Origin of the sequence: Amycolatopsis sp. VS8301801F10 (assembly GCF_046195355.1) — a bacterium.
Taxonomy (GTDB): domain Bacteria; phylum Actinomycetota; class Actinomycetes; order Mycobacteriales; family Pseudonocardiaceae; genus Amycolatopsis.
Map to the genome: position 1 here is coordinate 3,406,998 of NZ_CP176065.1, position 18,881 is coordinate 3,425,878.

An 18,881-nucleotide genomic window follows, 5' to 3' on the forward strand; every position below is an offset into this window, starting at 1 on the left:
GATTGCCGCTTATGAGCCCCGTCCACTTCGGCGGGCGAGGTCGGCGGTGGTGCGGTGGGGCTTGCTCGCTCGTGATGTTCGCCGTGGCAGTGCGTCGAGACGTCTCCGGCTCGTGGTGCTGGCGATGCGGAGCGCGCGACGACGCCCGGCTCGCGCTTGCCCGCGGGGTCAGTGCGCGGCGACCGCGCCCGGCTCGCGTTTGCTAGCTTGCCGCGCTCGCGATGCCAGCCCGCACGCGCACGCTCACCCCCCAAGGCTCAACCCCCCAGGCTCAACGCCGCAGCCGCCGCAAACTCCGTTTCCCCAGCACCGCCAGTACCGGCTTCACCGCCGTCCATTCCCCGAACCGGTAGTCCCGTGCGGGCACCAGTCGCTCCGCCAGATCCGGTCGGTGCTTCCGCAGGTAAAGCCGCGCTTTCTCCGCGTGCAACGGGTCCGAGACGATCTTGATCCGGTCCGCGTCCTCGATCAGCGGCGTCGCGTGGAGCACGTTCTCCCACGTCGACCGGCTCTCCGTCTCGAGCACCAGCGAACCGCGGTAGCCGTGCGAGCGGACGTACCGGGCCATCAGCGCGGCCTCCGGCTCCGGGCCGCCGACAGCCCCGCCGCACAGCACCAAGCGGGACGGTCCTGGCGCCTGGGAACGTACTGCCGCCCGTACTCGCCAGCGGTTCACGAAATTGGCTCGCGACCCGCGGTTGCGGTAGCCGAGCACGACCACCGCCTCGCCGGTGCCCGACGTCCCGGGGCGGCTGCCCATTCCGCGGCGCGAGGAGCGCCAGTGTTCCCATTCGGCCCAGCCGGCCAACGCGACGAAAAGCAGCAGAAAACGGCGCAGCACTCACCCGATCCTACCAGTGTCCACAAAGGACAATCCGGGTCGCGAGAGGACGCACGTCTGGAACTTGTCGATCCGCGACGGTACTGTCACACGAACCGCTACGTCGTCGTCGGTAGTCGGGAGGAGCAGTGTCGCTCGGAGGAACACCGTCGCAGGGCTCCGCCGTCCTGCGGCCGCCGATCGCCGATTCGTGGCGCCGGTCCCGGCTGTTCGGCGTGGAGCCGGAGCTGGACCAGGCCGCGATTTCGATCGGCGAGGTCGATCCGCGCAGCAGGCTGATGACCGCCGCCCGGCCGGTGCTGGAGCAGCTCGTCGAGCAGCTGACCGGCACCCGGTTCTCCATTCTGCTCGCCGACCGCGACTGCCGGCTCGTCTTCCGCTGGTTCGGCGACCGCGGCCTGCAGCGCCAGCTGGAGGAGATCGGCGTGCTGCACGGTTCGCAGCTCAGCGAGGGCCGCGTCGGCACGAACGCGCTCGGCACGCCGCACGAATCGCGCCAGGCGGTGGAAATCCACGGTCAGGAGCACTACGCCGACGCGTTGAAGCGGTTCAGTTGCTACGGCCATCCCATCCGGCATCCGCTCACCGGACGGCTCGAAGGCGTTCTCGACATCACCGGCGAAAGCGACAGCAGCAACCCGCTGTTCGGGCCGCTGGTGAAACGCGTCGTCGGCGACATCGAGCAGCTCGTGCTGGAGAGCGCCCGCGCCTGCGAACGGCGGCTCTTCCTGGCTTTCCAGCAGGCCACGCACCACCGCAGCGTGCCGGTCGCGGTGCTCGGCGGGGATCTGGTGTTCGCCAACGAAACCTGCATCGAACAGCTCCGCCCGGCCGATCCGACCCTGTTGCGCACGTTGCTGCCGCAAGTCCCGGAACGCGGAGTATTCGACACTCGCCTCGAAGTGGGTGACGGAATCAGTCTTTCGGTCGTAGCCGAACGCGTCGAGGGTTCGACGGACGGCGCCGTCTTCCGGATCGCGCGGAGCACCAGCAGCCGAAAACCCACGCCCACAGCCGTGAAACCCGCCCGCTCAGTCCTTATCACCGGCGAACCGGGCACCGGCCGGACCACCGAAGCCCGCGCGCGAGCGGGTGCGGACGATCCGGTCGTCCTGCACGCCGCCGCCGCGCTGCGCGAGGAACCGCGAGCCTGGGCAACGAGATTCGCCGACCTCGTCGCGCAGCCGCGCACCGCCGTGGTCCTGGACGACGTTCACCTGCTTCCGGAGAGCCTGCTCCCGCTGGTCGGCGAGGCGCTGGACAACCCCGGATCGGCCCGCTTGCTGCTCACTTCCGTCCCCTCGGCCGCGATGTCCCCAGCCGTCGCGGCGATCGCGGCGAGGTGCGCGGAAACCGTCGCCCTCGCCCCGCTGCGCGAGCGGCTCGACGACCTGCCGGGGATCGCCGTGGCGATGCTCCGCGACGAATATCCCGACCGGAAACCCCACTTCACCGGCACCGCGCTGGCCGCGCTGCGGACTCATCCGTGGCCGGGCAACCTGCACGAACTGCGCGCGGCGATGCGCGAGGTGTCCCGTCTTCCGTACACCGGCGTGATCGACCTCGCCCAGCTGCCGCCCGCCTACCGCGGCAGCTCCCGTACGCGGCAGCTCGGCGGGCGCGAACTCGCCGAACGGAACGCGATCGTCACGGCGTTGCGCGCCAGCGAAGGCAACAAGCTGCGCGCGGCCCGCGAACTCGGCATCAGCCGCACCACGCTCTACCGCCGCATGCAGGCGCTCGGCGTGACCGACGACTGTCCACTTCTGTAACACTCCGCCCCCGGTCCGCCGGGTGACGATGACCTCCGTCACAACGAAGTGAGGAGGCGTCAGGTGACCGCAACGGTGGAATTCCCCCTGCACACCGAGGTCCGCGAGTTCGTATCAGGTCCGCTTGAGCTGTTGATCGGCGGACGCTGGGTCCCGGCCGCGTCGGGCCGCACGTTCCCGACCTACGACCCGGCCACCGGGGAGAAGATCGCCGAGGTCGCACACGGCGAGGCCGAGGACGTCAACCGCGCCGTCGCCGCCGCGCGCAAGGCGTTCGACGAGGGCCCGTGGGCGGCGATGAAGCCCAACGAGCGCGAACGGCTGATCTGGCGCATCGGCGATCTGCTGTCCGAACGGGCGGAGATTTTCGGCCAGCTGGAGGCGCTCGACAACGGCAAGTCCGCGGCGATCGCGACGGCCGTGGACACCGGCTGGGCCGCCGACGTCTTCCGCTACTACGCGGGCTGGGCGACCAAGATCGAAGGCAGCACGGTAAACGTGTCGATGCCGTTCGCGCCGGACGCGCAGTTCCACGCCTACACGCTGCGCGAGCCGGTCGGCGTGTGCGGGCAGATCATCCCGTGGAACTTCCCGCTGCTGATGGCCGCGTGGAAGATCGCGCCGGCGCTCGCCGCGGGCAACACCGTGGTGCTCAAGCCCGCCGAGCAGACGCCGCTGACCGCGCTGCTGCTGGGCCAGCTCTTCGAGGAGGCCGGATTCCCGCCCGGCGTGGTCAACATCGTCACCGGTTTCGGCGACGCCGGGGCCGCACTGGCCGCGCACGACGGCGTCGACAAGGTCGCCTTCACCGGTTCGACCGAGGTGGGCAAGAAGATCGTCCAGGCGGCGAGCGGAAACCTGAAAAAGGTTTCCCTGGAGCTGGGCGGAAAGAGCCCGAACGTGGTGTTCGCCGACGCCGATCTCGACCTCGCGGTGCCCGGTTCGGTCAACGCGTGGATGTTCAACCACGGCCAGTGCTGCGTCGCCGGAACGCGGCTGTACGTGGAGGACACGATCTTCGAGGAGTTCACCCAGGCGGTCGCGCAGGCGGCGAGCCAGGTGAAGATCGGACCGGGCCTCGACCCGGAAACCCAGCTGGGCCCGATGGTTTCCCAGGAGCAGTTCGACCGCGTCTCGCGCTACCTCGGCGAGGGGCTCGCCGACGGCGCCCGCGCGCTCACCGGCGGAAAACGCTGGGGCGAAACCGGATACTTCATCGAACCGACCGTTTTCGTCGACGTGAAACCGGAATTCAGCATTGTCCGCGAAGAAATCTTCGGCCCGGTCGTGGCGGCCATGCCGTTCAACGCCGAACAGGGCGTGGCCGCCGCGGCCAACAACAGTGAATACGGCCTGGCCGCCGGGGTCTGGACACGCGACGTCGCGAAGGCGCACCGTACTGCGAAGGAACTGAAGGCCGGCTCGGTGTGGGTCAACCAGTACAACGGCTTCGACACGGCGATGCCGTTCGGCGGCTACAAACAGTCCGGCTGGGGCCGGGAACTGGGTGCGGCCGCGCTCGACCTCTACACGCAGACCAAGTCCGTGAACATCGCGCTGTGATCCGCCCGCTCGAACAAAGGAGTTCCCGATGAAGACGAAAGCAGCGGTCGTCTACGAGGTGGGCAAGCCGATCGAGGTGGTCGAACTCGATCTCGAAGGCCCCGGCGAGGGCGAGGTGCTGATCCGGTACACGCACGCCGGCCTGTGCCATTCGGACGTGCACATCGCGCACGGCGACCTGGAGGCCCGGCTGCCGATGGTGCTCGGCCACGAGGGCGCGGGCATCATCGAGGACGTCGGCCCCGGCGTCACCCGGGTCAAGCCGGGCGACCACGTGGTGTGCTCGTTCATCCCGAACTGCGGCGTGTGCCGCTGGTGTTCCACCGGGCAGCAGGCGATCTGCGACATGGGCGCCACGATCCTCGAGGGCTACCTGCCGGGCGAGCGGTTCCCGTTCAGCGGCCCCGGCCCGGTCAAGGAATACGGCGCGATGTGCATGCTCGGCACGTTCAGCCAGTACTCGACCATCCACCAGAACTCGGTGGTGAAGGTCGACGACGACCTCCCGCTCGACAAGGCGGTGCTGGTCGGCTGCGGCGTCCCGACCGGATGGGGTTCGGCGGTCAACGCCGCCAACGTCCGCCCGGGCGAAACGGTGATCGTGTCCGGCGTCGGCGGCATCGGCATCAACGCGGTGCAGGGCGCGCGCTACGCCGGCGCGAAGAACGTGATCGCGCTGGACCCGCTGGAGAACAAGCGCGAAAAGGCGATGGAACTCGGTGCTACGCACGCGGTCGCGACGCCGGAGGAAGCGGCCGAGTTGGCGCAGTCGTTCACCAACGGCAACGGAGCGGACAAGACGATCGTCACCGCGGGCATCGTCACCGAGGAGATCGTGACCGGCGCGTTCAACGCCACCGGCAAGGGCGGCACGATCGTGCTGACCGGGCTGAACAAACTGTCGGTCAACAACGTCAATCTGCCTGGTTCGATCCTGACGCTGTTCAAGAAGACGGTGAAGGGCAGCCTGTTCGGCGACTGCAACCCGACCACGGACATCCCGAAGATCCTCGGCCTGTACCAGAGCGGGGATCTGAAGCTGGACGAGATCATCACCCGCACGTACACCCTGGAAGAGGTCAACCAGGGGTACGACGATCTGCTGGAGGGCCGGAACGTGCGCGGCGTGCTGGTCCACGACGCGCCGTGACGGCTTTGTCCGCGAGCTGCGGGCCGGTTTCCGGTCCGCAGCCCGCGGTTCCCCTCCTGGCCGCGGACGTGGTCGGCCGGCAACGCGAAATCGAACTCCTGCTGGCCGGCTTGGATTGCGGCGCGCACGTCGTCCTCGAAGGCCCGCCCGGCACCGGCAAAACCACTCTGCTGCGCGCCGTCGCGGAGGCGGGCGGCACACCGTTCGTGTTCGTCGAAGGCAACGCCGAACTGACCCCTGCTCGCTTGGTCGGACAGTTCGATCCTTCGCGAGTGCTGGCCGAAGGCTACGTGCCGGAGACCTTTGTGGACGGTCCGCTGATCGAGGCACTGCGCACCGGCGGCCTGCTGTACGTCGAGGAAGTCAACCGGATCCCGGAGGAGACGCTCAACGTCCTGATCACCGTCATGTCCGAGGCCGAACTCCACGTGCCCCGCCTGGGCCGGGTACGCGCCGCGGACGGATTCCGCTTGGTGGCCGCGATGAACCCGTTCGACGCGGTCGGCACGGCCCGAATCTCGTCGGCGATCTACGACCGGGTCTGCCGGATCGTGATGGGCTACCAAACCCAGGATGAGGAAAGCGACATCGTCGCCCGCCGCAGCCCGTCCGTCCCGGTGGAATGGCGGGACAACGTCGTGGATCTGGTGCGCCGCACGCGCGAGCACGCCGATGTCCGAGTCGGCTCCTCCGTACGCGGCGCGATCGACGTGGTACGGCTGGCGGTCTCGCTCGCCCGCATCCGCGGCGCTTCGGCGACCGACTGGCGGATCGGCCACGACGCCGCGCTGGCCGCTCTGTCCGGTCGGATCGCCTTGCACGAATCCAGCGGCCGCACCGCGGAATCGGTGATCGACGAACTGTATGTCGCCATCTTCGGAACGGAATCCCCGCCACCTGGTTCAGAAGGCGGTGATCCGCCGGGGGAAGCCTGAGCCCGCCGCCGGCGGGCCCCCCGCGACCACGCACACCCCGGCCAGGTTCGGCGCGCAGCAGCACCACGCCGCGCTCCGAACTGTCCCGCAACGCCCGCTTCGCGGAAATCTCGCCTGAGGTAGGTGTGCTGGACGAGCAAGCGTTCAGCACCGCCTTCCGCGAGGACGCCGACGAGGCCATGGCCTTGCTGGTCGAGATGAGCAAAGCCACCGACGAATCCCTGCGCGCGGCCGCCCGGGACCTGGCCCGCCGCCTGATGATCGACGTCGCCCGCCGCGGGGTGGCGAGGGCCAGGGGCGTCGGAAAACTACGCCGAGACCGCGCCGACCGAGGCGGCGAACTGGACCTGGACCGCTCCCTGCCCGCGCTGCTGGACGCGGCTGCGACCGGAGGAGTCCCAGCACTGGACGAGCTGGTGGCCCGCAGGTGGGCCCGCCCAGAGTTGGCCCTCTGCCTGGCGATCGACACCAGCGGTTCCATGACCGGCACTCGATTGGCCGCCGCTGCCCTCACCGCAGCAGCATGCGCGTGGCGAGCCCCGGCGGAACACGCAGTGGTGTCCTTCGCCCGAACAGCAGAAGTAATCCGCCCGCTATGGTCCTCCAGAACGAAGGCAGCGGTAGTGGATTCAGTGTTGTCCTTGCGAGGACACGGAGTGACCGCATTGGCAGCCGCTTTGCACAAGGCGAACGAACAACTCGCTTCGTCCCGCGCGGCGAGAAAAACAGTCCTGCTGCTGTCGGACTGCAGAGCAACAGATGATCAGGATCCGCTACCGCCCGCCCGCGCGTGCGAAGATCTCCTGATCCTGGCCCCAGCCGAGGATTGCGGAGAAGCGGAACGGTTCGCCAAGGCAGCAGGAGCCCGCTGGCATCCGCTGAGCGGAGCCGCAGCGGCCCCCGCGGCCCTAGCCGCCCTGCTGGACCGCCCGTGAGGGGAACCCGCGCAGCCCTTGACGCCGGTTGGGGGCGACCCCGTCAAACCCCAGGATCCCCCACCAAAACCTCATCCGCGAACCCAGCCGCCAACGCCCGCAGCCCGGCATCCAAATACAAAGTCAAATCCGCATCAGCCCGAGCCGACCACCGCTCGTAAGCCGCCCGGCAAGTAGCCAGAACCGCCCGCCCCACCGCCAACGGATACAACGAATCCTCTGCCTGCCCAGTCCGCCGCGCCACGAAACTGATCACCGCCCGCTCCCAGGCGTCATAATGCCGAGTAGCACTAGCCGCCAACTCGGCGACAGTACTGAGCAAATTCATCCGCATCCGCAACTCAGGCACGTCCTCGGCCCGATAATGGTTGGCAGCCAAAACCGCCCGCCGGACGGCTTCCAGCACGGGAACATCCTCCGGCGCCTCCGCAAGCAGTTCCCGAATCGTCTCGACCTCGGAATCGAACTCGTTCCACAACACGTCCGACTTGGCGTCGTAATACCGGAAAAAGGTCCGCCGGCTCACCCCGGCCGCGGCCGCGATCTGATCCACCGTCGTCTCGTGAAACCCCTGCTCGGTGAACAGCCGCAACGCGATCTCCTCGAGCTGCCGCGCACTGGTCCCGCGAGGCCGCCCCCTCCGAGGCCGCGCCTCGGCGCCTGGATCAGCAGCCATGCCGCCCCCTCCCGCGAACGCTTCTGTCACCCGGTGACACTACTCGGTCACGCACCCCCGGCGACCCGCCCGGCCTCCGCCCGGACCGCATCCGCTCACTCCGGCCGCTCCTCCCCGCGCACCCAGGAATCCAGCACGATCAACGTGCGCGTGCTGGTGATCCGGTGGCTGCGCCGCAGTTCGTCGATCGTGCTCTGCAGGTGCGCCATGTCGCGGCTGCGCAGCCACACCACCGCGTCCGGGTCGCCGGCGATGGTGAACACCGCCTGCGCCTCCGGGATCCGGGTGGTCGTCTCCACGATCTCCGCGACGTTCGTGCTGCCGAAGAACCTCAGCTGCGCGAACGCCTCGATGCCCCAGCCGAGTTTCGCGTGGTCGACCTGCACGGTGAAGCCGGTGATCACGCCCTTCTCCCGGAGCCGGTCGACGCGCCGCTTCACCGCCGCGGTCGAGAGCGACACCCGCGCGGCGATGTCCGAGAACGTGCGCCGGGCGTCCTCGCGGAGCAACGCGATGATCTCGTGGTCGGTCGCGTCCAGCAGTTCTTCGGCCATGGGCGGCATCGTACGCAACGGATCCGCCCGATCGGGCCTCTCGCGCGTCATCCTTTGCGTCCTTGCCACTACAGTGGCCGGGCACGTTGCGCCGGGCTCAGGCGTGGGGTGAGGTGGCTCACGTCCAGGCGGCGGGCGCCCGTGGGCTCGATGGCGTGCGGAAGGGAAGTGCGGATGAACGCCTTCACGTTGGAAGACCGGTACGTGCGCGAAGCGGGCACCGTCTACTTGACCGGGGTCCAGGCGCTGGTGCGCGTCCTGCTCGACCGGATCCGGCTGGACCGGCACAACGGCGCCGATCCGGCCGCTTTCGTCTCCGGGTACCAGGGTTCGCCGCTCGGCGGGTTCGACCTGGAGCTGGCGCGGCGGGCGGCCTTGCTGGCCGAGCACAACATCGTGCACAAACCGGGCGTCAACGAGGAACTCGGCGCGACCGCGGTGATGGGCAGCCAGCTGGCAGCCCGAGCAGGCACGATGCGGCACGACGGCGTGGTCGGCATGTGGTACGGCAAGGCCCCCGGCCTGGACCGGGCAACCGACGCGCTGCGGCACGCCAACCTCGCCGGCACGGATCCGCGCGGCGGCGCGGTCGCGCTGGTCGGCGACGACCCCAACGCGAAATCCTCGACCATCCCGTGTGCGTCCGAGCACGCGCTCGCCGACCTCGCGATGCCGGTGTTCTTCCCGGCCGATTCGCAGGACGTGCTGGAGCACGGCAGGCACGCGGTCGAACTTTCCCGCGCGAGCGGGCTGTGGTCCTCGATGAAGATCGTCGCGAACGTCGCCGACTCCGGCGGCACCGCGCTGGTCGATTCGGAGTGGACCGCGCCGGAGATGCCCGAGGGCGCGTACAAGCACCAGCCGAACAGCCGCCTGCTCGGGCCGGAGCTGATCACCCTCGAGCACAGCCTGCACCGCGTCCGGCTGCCGCTCGCGATGGAGTACGTGCGCGCCAGCGGAATCAACCGGATCGTCCGGTCCGGACGCGGCGACCGCGTCGGCATCGTCACCGCCGGGAAGTCCTATTTGGACCTTCGGCAGGCGCTGCGGATGCTCGGCCTCGACGAGGCGGAACTGTCCCGCTACGGCATCCGGCTGCTGAAGCTCGGCGTCGTGTACCCGGTCGAACCCGGCATCATCAAGGATTTCGCCGAGGGCCTCGACGAAATCCTCGTGATCGAGGAGAAGCGCGCGCTGGTCGAACCGGCGATCAAGGAAATCCTCTACGGCCGCACCGGTGCGCCGCGTGTGTACGGCAAGTCCGATCCGCACGGCCAGGTGCTGTTCACCGAACTCGGCGAACTGGACCCGGACCGCATCGCCAGCGGACTGGCCAAGCGCCTTCCCGACGCGGAACCCGTCGCGGCGTGGAAGGCGCGGCGGCGCCGCGAGCGGATTTCCGTGCCGCTGCTGGCCCGTACGCCGTACTTCTGCTCCGGCTGTCCGCACAACTCGTCCACCAAGGTCCCGGACGGCACGCTCGTCGGTGCCGGAATCGGCTGCCACACCATGGCTTTGTTCATGGAACCGGAGCAGGTCGGCGAGGTCGTCGGGCTGACCCAGATGGGCGGCGAGGGCGCGCAGTGGATCGGCATGGCCCCGTTCGTCGAGACGCCGCACCTGATGCAGAACATCGGCGACGGCACCTTCATGCACTCCGGCAGCCTCGCCGTGCGCGCGGCGGTGGCGGCGGGCGTCGACATCACCTACAAGCTGCTTTACAACTCCGCGGTCGCGATGACCGGCGGTCAGGACGCCGTCGGCGGGCTGTCCGTGGAGAAGGTCGCCGCGCTGCTGCTGACCGAGGGCGCGGCCAAGGTCGTGATCACTTCGGACGCTCCGCGTCGGCTGCGCAAGCGCAAGCTCCCGCGCGGGGTCGAGGTGCGGGACCGCTCGGAACTTCTTCGCACGCAAGAAGAACTGGCCGCGCACCGCGGGGTCACAGTGTTGATCCACGAGCAGGAGTGCGCGGCGGAGAAGCGCCGCAAGCGTCGTCGGGGGAAGCAGGAAACGCCTGCGCGCAAGGTGTTCATCAACGAACGCGTCTGCGAAGGCTGCGGCGACTGCGGCGTGAAGTCGAATTGTCTTTCGGTGCAACCGGTCGAGACGGAGTTCGGCCGCAAAACCCAGATCCACCAGGCGTCGTGCAACGTCGACTACTCGTGCCTCGACGGAGACTGCCCGTCGTTCCTGACCGTCGTCCCGACCGGCGAGGTCAAGCGGCGGCATCTCGCCCCGATCAGCGCGGAGGCGCTGCCGGAACCGGCGAAGACCTTGTCCGACGTCGCCGTGCGGATCACCGGCATCGGCGGCACCGGCGTGGTCACCGTGGCGCAGATCCTGGGCGTCGCCGGGGTTCTCGACGGCAAGCAGGTGCGCACGCTCGACCAGACCGGCCTCGCGCAGAAGGGCGGCGCGGTCGTCTCGGACGTGAAGATCTCCACCGGTCCGGTCGAGCAGGCCCCGAAACTCGCGAACGGCGAGTGCGACCTCTACCTCGCCTGCGACGCGCTGGTCGCCGCCGATCCCGCCTACCTCGGCGTGGCCGACCCGGAGCGCACGGTCGCCGTCGTGTCCACTTCGGAGGTTCCGACCGGGCGAATGGTGGTGGACAAGGAAGTTTCCTATCCGGACCAGTCGAGCATCCGCGGCGCGCTCGGCGACGCGACCGCCGCCGGGCACTACCTCGACGCGCGCGGCCTCGCCGAGCAGATCTTCGGCGACGACCAGTTCGCCAACATCCTCCAGCTCGGCGCGGCCTACCAGACCGGCTCGCTGGCCGTCACCGCGGAAAGCCTGGAACAGGCCATCAAGATTAACGGCACCGCGGTGGAGACGAACCTGCAGGCGTTCCGGCGCGGCCGGCAGCTGGTCGCCGACCCGGACGCGCTCAACGCGGAACTCTCCCCGTCCTCGGACGACGCGGCTCCGGCCGCGGTCGACGCGGAAGCGGTCCGCCGCGTGCGCGCGCTGGTGCAGGCGGACGGCGAACTCGCCCGGGTGCTCGACCTGCGGATCCCGGACCTCATCGCGTACCAGGACGAGCGATACGCGCGGGAGTACGCGGAGTTCGTCGAGCGGGTCCGCACCCGCGCCAGCGCTTCGGTGACCGAGGCGGTCGCGCGGAACCTGTACAAGCTGATGGCCTACAAGGACGAGTACGAGGTGGCCCGCCTGTCGCTGGACCCGCAGCTGACCGCGGAAATCGAAGCCCAGTTCGGCGTCGGCACGCGATTCGCGCACCGGCTGCACCCGCCGGTGCTGCGCGCGCTGGGCATGAACCGCAAGATCAGCCTCGGCGGCCGCAGCTTCCGGCCCGCGTTCGCGGCGCTGCGGGCCATGCGCAAGCTTCGCGGGACGAAGCTGGACCCGTTCGGCCGCGCGGAGGTCCGGCGCGTCGAGCGGGCGCTGATCGGGGAGTACCGGCAGGCGCTCACGCGCGCGCTCGAGGTGGCCGACCGGGGCGACGCCCGGCTGGTCGAACTGGCCGCGCTGCCGTACTCGGTGCGCGGATACGAGGAGATCAAGCTGGCCAACGTGGCGGCCTACCGGCGGCGGCAGGAGGAGTTGCTGCGGGAACTGGAGATGCCGGACTCGGTGCGGGTCGCTACCGCCTGAGCCCCGCGTCCGGCGGCGGATTCCGCGAAGAATCGCCTTAAGCGAAGGGTGCTCAACCGCTTCGAACGGCATTCAACGCGGATTCCGCGCCGAACTCCCGGGAAGTCTCCGAAACGGCGAGAAGCCGGGCAAACCCCGGTCTTCTCGCCGTTCCGGCTTTCCGGCCGCATCCGGAAAGCCTGGCAGGTGTCACACCATTGGGTGGTCCTGGCGAACCTCTTCGGGCGAACCGCGTCCGTCCCCCGATCAGTGGGGTGGGCGGCGCCCGGCGGGGTGGCTCGCCGCCAGCCCCGTGACCAGCGAGGACGCGCCGAATCCCCTAATGCCCCTAATCGGGGGAGGGGCAAAGTCCCTAGTGGGTGCCCCGGCTAACCCGGGTGACCCCCCGATGGCTGGCATTCGGCGGAGTCCTATGTTCGGAAAAGGAGCCGGCTCTGGGGCCGGCTCGTCCGCTTCTCGGACACCCCACCCCGATCCGTTGTGACCACAGGAGAATACGAACTATGGGCCCGGTGCAGACCCTGCACGAATTCGCGCTGAACCTGCTGAACGACCCGCAGTCCCTGGCGGAGTACAAGGCCGACCCGCAGGGGGTGCTGAACGGCGCCGGCCTGGGCGAGCTGAACCCGTCGGACGTGCAGGACATCATGCCGCTGGTCATGGACAGCGCCCCGCTGCCGGCCGCCCCCGCCGTCCCGGCCGCTCCGAGCATCCCGGCCGTTCCGGGCGTGCCCGCCGCGCCGAGCGTTCCGTCCGCTGACCTGGGCCGGGCCTTCGACCAGGCCAACGCCGCCGCCGAGCCGGTGGCGCACCAGGCGGGCGACGCCCTCGGCGGTCTCGCCGGCGGCCTGCCGAACCTGAGCCCGGTCTTCGAGGGCGTCAGCCACGTCGCGGAGGCGACCGGCCTGAACACCGTCACCCACGGCGCGCTGGGCGCGGTCTCCGGCGTGCTGGACCACGTCGCCGCCGCGACCCACTCGGTCCCGGTCGTCGGCCCGATCGTCGACGCCGCCGCGATCGACACGCAGAACACCGTCAACGCGGTGGGCGAGCACGTCTTCGACGGCAAGCTCGTCGGCTCCGCGGTGGACGCCACCACCAACCACCTCGGCGACGCGCTGACCTGGAAGGCCGTCGTGTCCGAGACCGGCAAGCTCCCGCTCGTCGGCGGCCCGGTCAGCGGTGTCGTCGAGGACGTCCGCCAGGGCGGCTCGCACCTGCTGGGCACCGTCAACGAGGCGATCGGCTCGACCCCGGTCGGCGTCCACGGCGACGACGTCCGCGCCGACCTGACCCAGGCCACCGGCGACCTGACCTCGGCCGGCGACCTGTCCGGCACGCTGGACCACGTCACCGGCGCGCTCCCGGCCGTGCCGGGCGCGGGCGAGCTGCCGCAGGTCCCGGGCGTGGGTTCGCTCCCGCAGGTGCCGGGCGCCGGTTCGCTTCCGGCCGTGCCGGGTGTCGGCGCGCTGCCGCAGGCCCCGTCGGTCCCGGGCGTCGGCGAGCTGCCGCACGCTCCGGCGCTGCCGGCCGCCCCGAACGCGGGTTCGCTGACCCACGCCATCGAGGGTGCGACCGCGCACGCTCCGGCCGTCAACACCGCGGTCCAGCACGTCGCGAACACCGTCCAGGACGCGGTCGAGACCGGCGCCCAGCACGCGCCTACCGGCGACCTGCCGGAAGCCGCGCACACCGCGCCGCTCAACGAGGTCCAGAACCACCTGCACGACGTGGCGGGCGGCCTCGAGTCGCACGCGAGCAACGTGCACCTGGACAACCTGCACCTGGGTCACTGATCCTGGCGCACCAAGGGTTTTCCCGCCGCGGGCTCGGACCGGTCACGGTCCGGGCCCGCGGTTTTTTCGTGCCCGCAGAGGCCGAAAACCAGTTCAGCGGCCGGTCCGGCGAGCGACAAGCACCGTGCCGAGCGCGGCGGCACCGCTGGCTCCGGCGAAGTGCGGGCGGCGTTGAGCATTCCGAGGGCATCTGATCCGCGGCCCCGGTTATCCGGGCGATGGCGGCGGACAAAGCGCTGTTCGCCTCCGCTGCCTGTCGATGGCGACGGACCAGTGTTGTTCGCCTCCGCTGCCTGAGCGCACCGGGGTCCGGCTAGCGGGGCTCCGGGATCGCCGGATCGCAGCAACCCGTCATGCGGGGCAGTTCGCGGTTGACCTCGGCCAGTTCGGCGGCGACCGCGTGGCACGGTTCGCACACCGCGAGGTGTTCGGCGAGGATTCCGGCCCGGCGGGCGGGCAGGGTGCCGCGCAGCCACGCGCCCATCCGGCGGCGGACTTCTTGGCACTGCGGCAATTTCGCGTCCGGCACCTGGACTTGCAGGTACGCCTGGCGCAATCCCTCGCGGGCGCGGCGGGCGAGCACCGCGACGCCGTTGGGGGAGACGCCGAGCAGCGGCGCGAGTTCCGCCGGGGTGTTGCCTTCGGCGGACATGCGCCACAACACGGTGCGCCAGCGGCCGGGCAGGGTTCGGTAGGCCGACCACACAAGGCGGTCTTCCGAGCGCATCACGGCGAGTTCGTCAGCTCCGCCGTCGAGCGTCACCGGTTCCGGAACTGTCGCGTAGAGATCGATACGATTTTCGTGGCGGCTCCACCGGGCGAAGAGATTGCGCATGGTGGCCACGAGATACGCCGGCGCGTTCGACTCCGGGCCGCCGCCTGCCGCGACCGTGCTGAGCACCCGGGCGAACGCTTCGGCGACCAGGTCGTCGCGTTCGGCCTGCTGGCGCACCAAACCGGCGGCGACGCGGCGCATCAGCGTGACGTGCCGCCGGAACAATTCGCCGCCCGCCTGGCAATCTCCGGCGCGTACGGCGGCGAGGAGTTCGGCGTCGGTGCGCTCGTCCTCGTCCGCATCGGCGACCAGCGTGCTGCCCAGTGTCGTGTCCACCGTGCACCTCCCACCGGACCGGCCCACACCTCGTCACGCGGGACTACTGAAAGTAACTGGTACAGCAGTGTACTCCATACGCCGCCGAGGATCGGCCAGTCGGCCGCGCGATTCCGCGACGGATTCCGCTGTCAGCCGAACGGGGAAGCCGTGGCCGCTCAACGACATTTCGTTCGGCCGCCGACTGTCCGAAGTGGACTATTGACGGGCGGTCAGGAAAACTTTCCGGCCAATTCGGTGAAATAGGGCGTCATCGCCGGGTGGTAGTCGGCGAAGTCCGGCTTCGGGGTACCTTCGAAAGCGGCGGTGAGCAGGTCGAGGTAGTACTCCCAGCCGGGGCCGGCGTCCGGGATCTTGTCCGCGGAGTCCAGGTGGTGCACCAGCCGGAGTTCCGTTGCCGCGCCCCGGGACTCGAGCCGCAGTTCCATCCGCCACCCTCCGGATTCGTCGGCGGACGAAACAGCCAGCCGCCGCGGCGGTTCGCAGGCGTCGACGCGGAGGTCGATCCAGGGCTCGTCTTCCTCGAACGCCATCTGGACGCGGATCATCCGACCGGGTGTCCCGTCGCCCTCCCACGGGCCGAACCAGCGCGCGGTGCGTTCGGGTTCGGTGATCGCCGCCCACACGTCGTCGATCGGCGCGCGGAAGGTGCGCGGCAGAACGAGGTCGATGCTGTCGGCGAGCCGGTGCGCGCTCGCGGTGGGCACGGGTTTCATGCGCTGTGTTCCTCTCCGGAGGAGGTGTCCCGGCGGCGTTCGCGGCGGGTGCGGTGGACCTCGGTCTCCAGCGCGTCGAGCCGCTGCTGCCAGGCCGGCGGGGCGAGGAGCTGGGTGAGCCAGGCGGCGAGTTCGGCGAAGCCTTCCGGGTCGAGCGAGTAAAACCGTTGCCTGCCTGCGAGTTCGTCGCGGACCAGCCCGCTTTCCCGCAGCACGCGCAGGTGCCGTGACACCGCGGGCCGGCTGATCGCGAAGCGCGCGGCGATCTCCCCGGCGGGCAGCCGCTGGTGCCGCAGGAGCGCCAGGATGTCCCGCCGCACCGGGTCGGCGATCGCGCTGGCGGCCAGGTCCACGGCGGGAAGCGTAACCCAGCGGTTACGCGTCCGGCAAGCTCGTCACGGCCAGGTCGACGCGCCGCCGCGGCGTTTGCGGACCTCTTTCCCGGTGCCGGGCGGGAAACCGTGCTTGGTGAGCCGGACCTCGGCGAGCTCGTCGGCGCTGGTGACGGTGAGGAACAGGCTCAGCAGCAGGCTGATCAGCAACGCGGCGACGATCATCCCGGCGGGCATCGGCGTGACCAGCGTGAGGACGACGTACCCCGCGATCAGCCAGGGCAGCGCCTCGACGAAGATCCGGAACGCGAAGCGCAGCACCCAGGTTTTCGCCGTCGCGTCGAGCAGCACCCACTCGCGGTACTCCTCGGGGAGCACCCCGCCGTAGACGTAGTGCAGCCAGCGCACCGGGCCGGGTCGCTTCATCCCCGCCGGGTACCCCGGGCTCAGGCGGAGTACGCCCCGAGCTTGGCCGGGTTCATCAGCCAGAACACGCGGTGGATGCCCTCGGCCGAGGCCGACACGGTCAGCACCGCGGTCACCGTTCCGTCGTGGCTCACCACCGCCGCGGGCTGGCCGTTGACCTCGCTCCAGCGCACCTTCGTGCCGGACCAGAACCGGTCGGCGAACGCGCGGACGTACTTCGCCACCGTGAGCGCGCCGACCACCGGAATCCGCGTCGCGCGGACCGCGCCGCCGCCGTCGGAGTAGCTGACGACGTCCTCGGCGAGCAGTTTCTCCAGCGTCGCCAGATCTCCGGAGCGCGCGGCGTCCACGAACGCTTCGAGCAGCCGCCGCTGTTCCGCCGGTTCGACCGGCGTCCGGCGTTCCGCGGCGAGGTGCTTGCGTGCGCGGCTGACCAGCTGACGCGCGCTCACCTCGGTGGTCTGCACGATGTCGGCGATCTGCTGGTACGGATAGTCGAACGCCTCGCGCAGCACGTACGCGGCCCGTTCCGTCGGCGGCAGCTTCTCCAGCAGGAACAGCACGGCCACCTCGAGCGCGGCGGCTCGCTCGGCGCCGAGCTGCGGGTCGGCGGAGGTGTCGATCGGTTCGGGCAGCCAGGGGCCGACGTAGGTTTCGTGCCGGGCGCGCGCGGTCTGGCTCGCGGTGATGGCCAGCCGGGTCGTGGTGGTGGCGAGGAACGCGCCGGGGTTGCGGACGGCCGAACGGTCGCAGGTCTGCCAGCGCAGCCAGACGTCCTGCAGGAGGTCCTCGGCGTCGGCGACGCTGCCCAGCATCCGGTAAGCGATTCCGAACAGCCGCGGCCGGACCTGTGCGAACACCGAGGCGGCCTCGGCGATTTCCTCCATCAGCGGCGCGTTCCTTCCTGGTCCGGCGGGCATTCGCGAGCTTAGCGGGCAGGGGTGTCACAAATCGGCGCGCTGTCCGGTCCTGACTGGCGACGCCGCGGCGACCGTCGCGGCGGAACAGGAGGGAACGAGCATGAAGATCGTCGTCATCGGCGGGACCGGGCGGATCGGTTCGCAGGTCGTGCGGCTGCTCAAGGAGCACGAGGTGGTGGCGGCCGCGCCGAGCACCGGCGTGAACACCCTGACCGGCGAAGGGCTGTCCGACGTGCTGCGGGGCGCCGACGTGCTGGTGGACGTGTCGAACTCGCCGTCGTTCGCGGACGACGACGTCATGGAGTTCTTCCAGCGCTCGACCGGGAATCTGGTGCGGGCCGCGCGGGAAGCCGGGGTGGGGCATTTCGTCGCGCTGTCCGTCGTGGGCGCGGACGAGCTGCCGGATTCCGGGTATCTGCGGGCGAAGGCCGCGCAGGAGAAGCTGATCCAGGAAAGCGGGGTGGACTACACGATCGTGCGCGCGACGCAGTTCCTGGAGTTCGCGGTCGCGATCGCGGACGCCTCGACGGTCGACGGCGTGGTGCGGCTTTCCGACGGCGGCACGCAGCCGATCGCGGCGGAGGACGTCGCCGTGGCGGTCGCGCGGGCCGCGGGCGAGCCGCCGGCCGGCGGGATCGTCGAGATCGGCGGGCCGGACGTGCTGCCGATGGACGAGTGGATCCGGCGGGTGCTGACCGCGCGGAAGGACCCGCGCGAGGTGGTGACCGATCCGAATGCGAAGTACTTCGGGACGGTGCTGGGCAAGGACAGCCTGGTGCCCGCGGAAGGTTCGTGGCGCGGGAAGGTCGGGCTGGCGGAGTGGCTGAACTCGTGAGTGGCGTTGCTGGTCAGAACCGGCAACGCCATTCAGGAGTTACGAAAGCTCGCCGTCGTAGTCCGGCAGTTTGAAGCCCTTTTCGTAGTCCCCGCCCGCGAAGTCGGTGGGCCGGTTGCCGATGTTCGCCGTGATCGTGTAGCCCTGTTCGGTCAGGTCCGCTCGGCAGCGCTGCTTGCCTTCCGCGGTGCCCTCGCCGGATTTGCGGGTGCAGATCGCGTCGATCGGGTAGCCGGCGTCGCGCAGCTGCGTGCGCGCCGAGGAGGAACTGGTCCGCGCCGTCACGAACAGCACGGACACGTGGTGCTGGCCCGCCCACTGGGCGACCGCGAGCACCGGCCGGTTCGGTTCGCCGGGGTGGTATTCCGTTTCGAGCGAGGTGTTGTCGATGTCCAGCACGATCGCCAGCCCGGACCCGCCCCGCGCGACCCGGTCGGTCAGCCACGGAATGGCCGGGTCGACGGCTTCGCGCACGTCGGCCTGCCATTGTTCGTAACTGGGCAATGCGGACACCGAGGCCGAGGCGGCGCCAGGGGCGGCGATCAGCCCGGCGCCGGCGAGAATCGCGGCGCAGGCGCTTTTGACATTCATCGGCGCGGTTTCTCCTTAGCGTGGCGGAAACTGCCGTCGATCACGCTAATCGCGCCGGGACTGCTGGTGCACCGTCGTTAGTCGGGTAACCGAGCGAAGGGAATTCGCGG

At 70.0% G+C, this 18,881-nt stretch carries 17 protein-coding genes; 8 read left to right on the forward strand and 9 right to left on the reverse strand.

The window, feature by feature from the left end:
* Positions 1 to 271 precede the first annotated feature (271 nt).
* Complete coding sequence (locus tag F9C11_RS16290) at positions 272 to 841, reverse strand: YdcF family protein (protein ID WP_409185706.1); 570 nt, start codon at positions 839 to 841, stop codon at positions 272 to 274.
* 128 nt (positions 842 to 969) lie between these two features.
* Between F9C11_RS16290 and F9C11_RS16295 the strand changes: the two genes are divergently transcribed.
* From F9C11_RS16295 to F9C11_RS16315, 5 genes are all read left to right on the forward strand, one after another.
* On the forward strand, positions 970 to 2,613 hold the full coding sequence (locus tag F9C11_RS16295) for a sigma-54-dependent Fis family transcriptional regulator (RefSeq protein ID WP_409185707.1): 1,644 nt from the start codon (positions 970 to 972) through the stop codon (positions 2,611 to 2,613).
* A gap of 63 nt (positions 2,614 to 2,676) precedes the next feature.
* Positions 2,677 to 4,176: an aldehyde dehydrogenase family protein gene (locus F9C11_RS16300; protein ID WP_409185708.1), complete on the forward strand. Its 1,500-nt coding sequence runs from the start codon at positions 2,677 to 2,679 to the stop codon at positions 4,174 to 4,176.
* A gap of 28 nt (positions 4,177 to 4,204) precedes the next feature.
* On the forward strand, positions 4,205 to 5,326 hold the full coding sequence (locus tag F9C11_RS16305) for an NDMA-dependent alcohol dehydrogenase (protein WP_009082064.1): 1,122 nt from the start codon (positions 4,205 to 4,207) through the stop codon (positions 5,324 to 5,326).
* The gene (locus tag F9C11_RS16310) at positions 5,323 to 6,261 is read left to right on the forward strand and encodes an AAA family ATPase (protein ID WP_409185709.1); all 939 of its coding nucleotides are present in this window, start codon (positions 5,323 to 5,325) and stop codon (positions 6,259 to 6,261) included. The genes F9C11_RS16305 and F9C11_RS16310 overlap by 4 nt, the downstream gene beginning before the upstream one ends.
* Before the next feature lie 125 nt (positions 6,262 to 6,386).
* The gene (locus F9C11_RS16315) at positions 6,387 to 7,196 is read left to right on the forward strand and encodes a vWA domain-containing protein (protein WP_409185710.1); all 810 of its coding nucleotides are present in this window, start codon (positions 6,387 to 6,389) and stop codon (positions 7,194 to 7,196) included.
* 43 nt (positions 7,197 to 7,239) lie between these two features.
* Here the strand turns inward: F9C11_RS16315 and mftR are convergent, their stop codons facing one another.
* Together mftR and F9C11_RS16325 are read right to left on the reverse strand one after the other, a co-directional pair.
* Positions 7,240 to 7,872 (reverse strand): mycofactocin system transcriptional regulator, encoded by a 633-nt coding sequence (gene mftR, locus F9C11_RS16320; RefSeq protein WP_409185711.1) that lies wholly within the window; start codon positions 7,870 to 7,872, stop codon positions 7,240 to 7,242.
* Between the two features lie 95 nt (positions 7,873 to 7,967).
* On the reverse strand, positions 7,968 to 8,426 hold the full coding sequence (locus F9C11_RS16325; protein ID WP_009082060.1) for an Lrp/AsnC family transcriptional regulator: 459 nt from the start codon (positions 8,424 to 8,426) through the stop codon (positions 7,968 to 7,970).
* A 174-nt stretch (positions 8,427 to 8,600) separates the two neighbouring features.
* Between F9C11_RS16325 and F9C11_RS16330 the strand changes: the two genes are divergently transcribed.
* Together F9C11_RS16330 and F9C11_RS16335 are read left to right on the forward strand one after the other, a co-directional pair.
* Positions 8,601 to 12,044 (forward strand): indolepyruvate ferredoxin oxidoreductase family protein, encoded by a 3,444-nt coding sequence (locus F9C11_RS16330; RefSeq protein ID WP_409185712.1) that lies wholly within the window; start codon positions 8,601 to 8,603, stop codon positions 12,042 to 12,044.
* 503 nt (positions 12,045 to 12,547) lie between these two features.
* Complete coding sequence (locus tag F9C11_RS16335) at positions 12,548 to 13,840, forward strand: IniB N-terminal domain-containing protein (RefSeq protein WP_409185713.1); 1,293 nt, start codon at positions 12,548 to 12,550, stop codon at positions 13,838 to 13,840.
* A 313-nt stretch (positions 13,841 to 14,153) separates the two neighbouring features.
* On the opposite strand, the gene F9C11_RS16340 is transcribed toward F9C11_RS16335, so the two are convergent.
* From F9C11_RS16340 to F9C11_RS16360, 5 genes are all read right to left on the reverse strand, one after another.
* Positions 14,154 to 14,951, reverse strand: a complete 798-nt coding sequence (locus tag F9C11_RS16340) for a sigma-70 family RNA polymerase sigma factor (protein ID WP_409185714.1) — start codon at positions 14,949 to 14,951, stop codon at positions 14,154 to 14,156.
* Positions 14,952 to 15,163: 212 nt separating this feature from the next.
* The gene (locus F9C11_RS16345) at positions 15,164 to 15,667 is read right to left on the reverse strand and encodes an SRPBCC family protein (RefSeq protein ID WP_409185715.1); all 504 of its coding nucleotides are present in this window, start codon (positions 15,665 to 15,667) and stop codon (positions 15,164 to 15,166) included.
* Entirely contained in the window at positions 15,664 to 16,020 is a 357-nt protein-coding gene (locus F9C11_RS16350; RefSeq protein ID WP_409185716.1) for a metalloregulator ArsR/SmtB family transcription factor, read from the reverse strand. Before F9C11_RS16350 ends, F9C11_RS16345 begins: the two co-directional genes overlap by 4 nt.
* Before the next feature lie 42 nt (positions 16,021 to 16,062).
* The gene (locus F9C11_RS16355; protein WP_409185717.1) at positions 16,063 to 16,425 is read right to left on the reverse strand and encodes a DUF5313 family protein; all 363 of its coding nucleotides are present in this window, start codon (positions 16,423 to 16,425) and stop codon (positions 16,063 to 16,065) included.
* A 20-nt stretch (positions 16,426 to 16,445) separates the two neighbouring features.
* Positions 16,446 to 17,312, reverse strand: a complete 867-nt coding sequence (locus tag F9C11_RS16360; RefSeq protein WP_409185718.1) for an RNA polymerase sigma-70 factor — start codon at positions 17,310 to 17,312, stop codon at positions 16,446 to 16,448.
* Positions 17,313 to 17,445: 133 nt separating this feature from the next.
* Between F9C11_RS16360 and F9C11_RS16365 the strand changes: the two genes are divergently transcribed.
* Positions 17,446 to 18,180 carry an SDR family oxidoreductase gene (locus F9C11_RS16365; RefSeq protein ID WP_409185719.1) on the forward strand — a complete coding sequence of 245 codons (735 nt, stop codon included), beginning with the start codon at positions 17,446 to 17,448 and terminating at the stop codon, positions 18,178 to 18,180.
* A 39-nt stretch (positions 18,181 to 18,219) separates the two neighbouring features.
* Here the strand turns inward: F9C11_RS16365 and F9C11_RS16370 are convergent, their stop codons facing one another.
* Positions 18,220 to 18,771, reverse strand: coding sequence for an HAD family acid phosphatase (locus F9C11_RS16370; RefSeq protein WP_409185720.1), 552 nt, complete (start codon positions 18,769 to 18,771; stop codon positions 18,220 to 18,222).
* Positions 18,772 to 18,881: the final 110 nt, after the last annotated feature.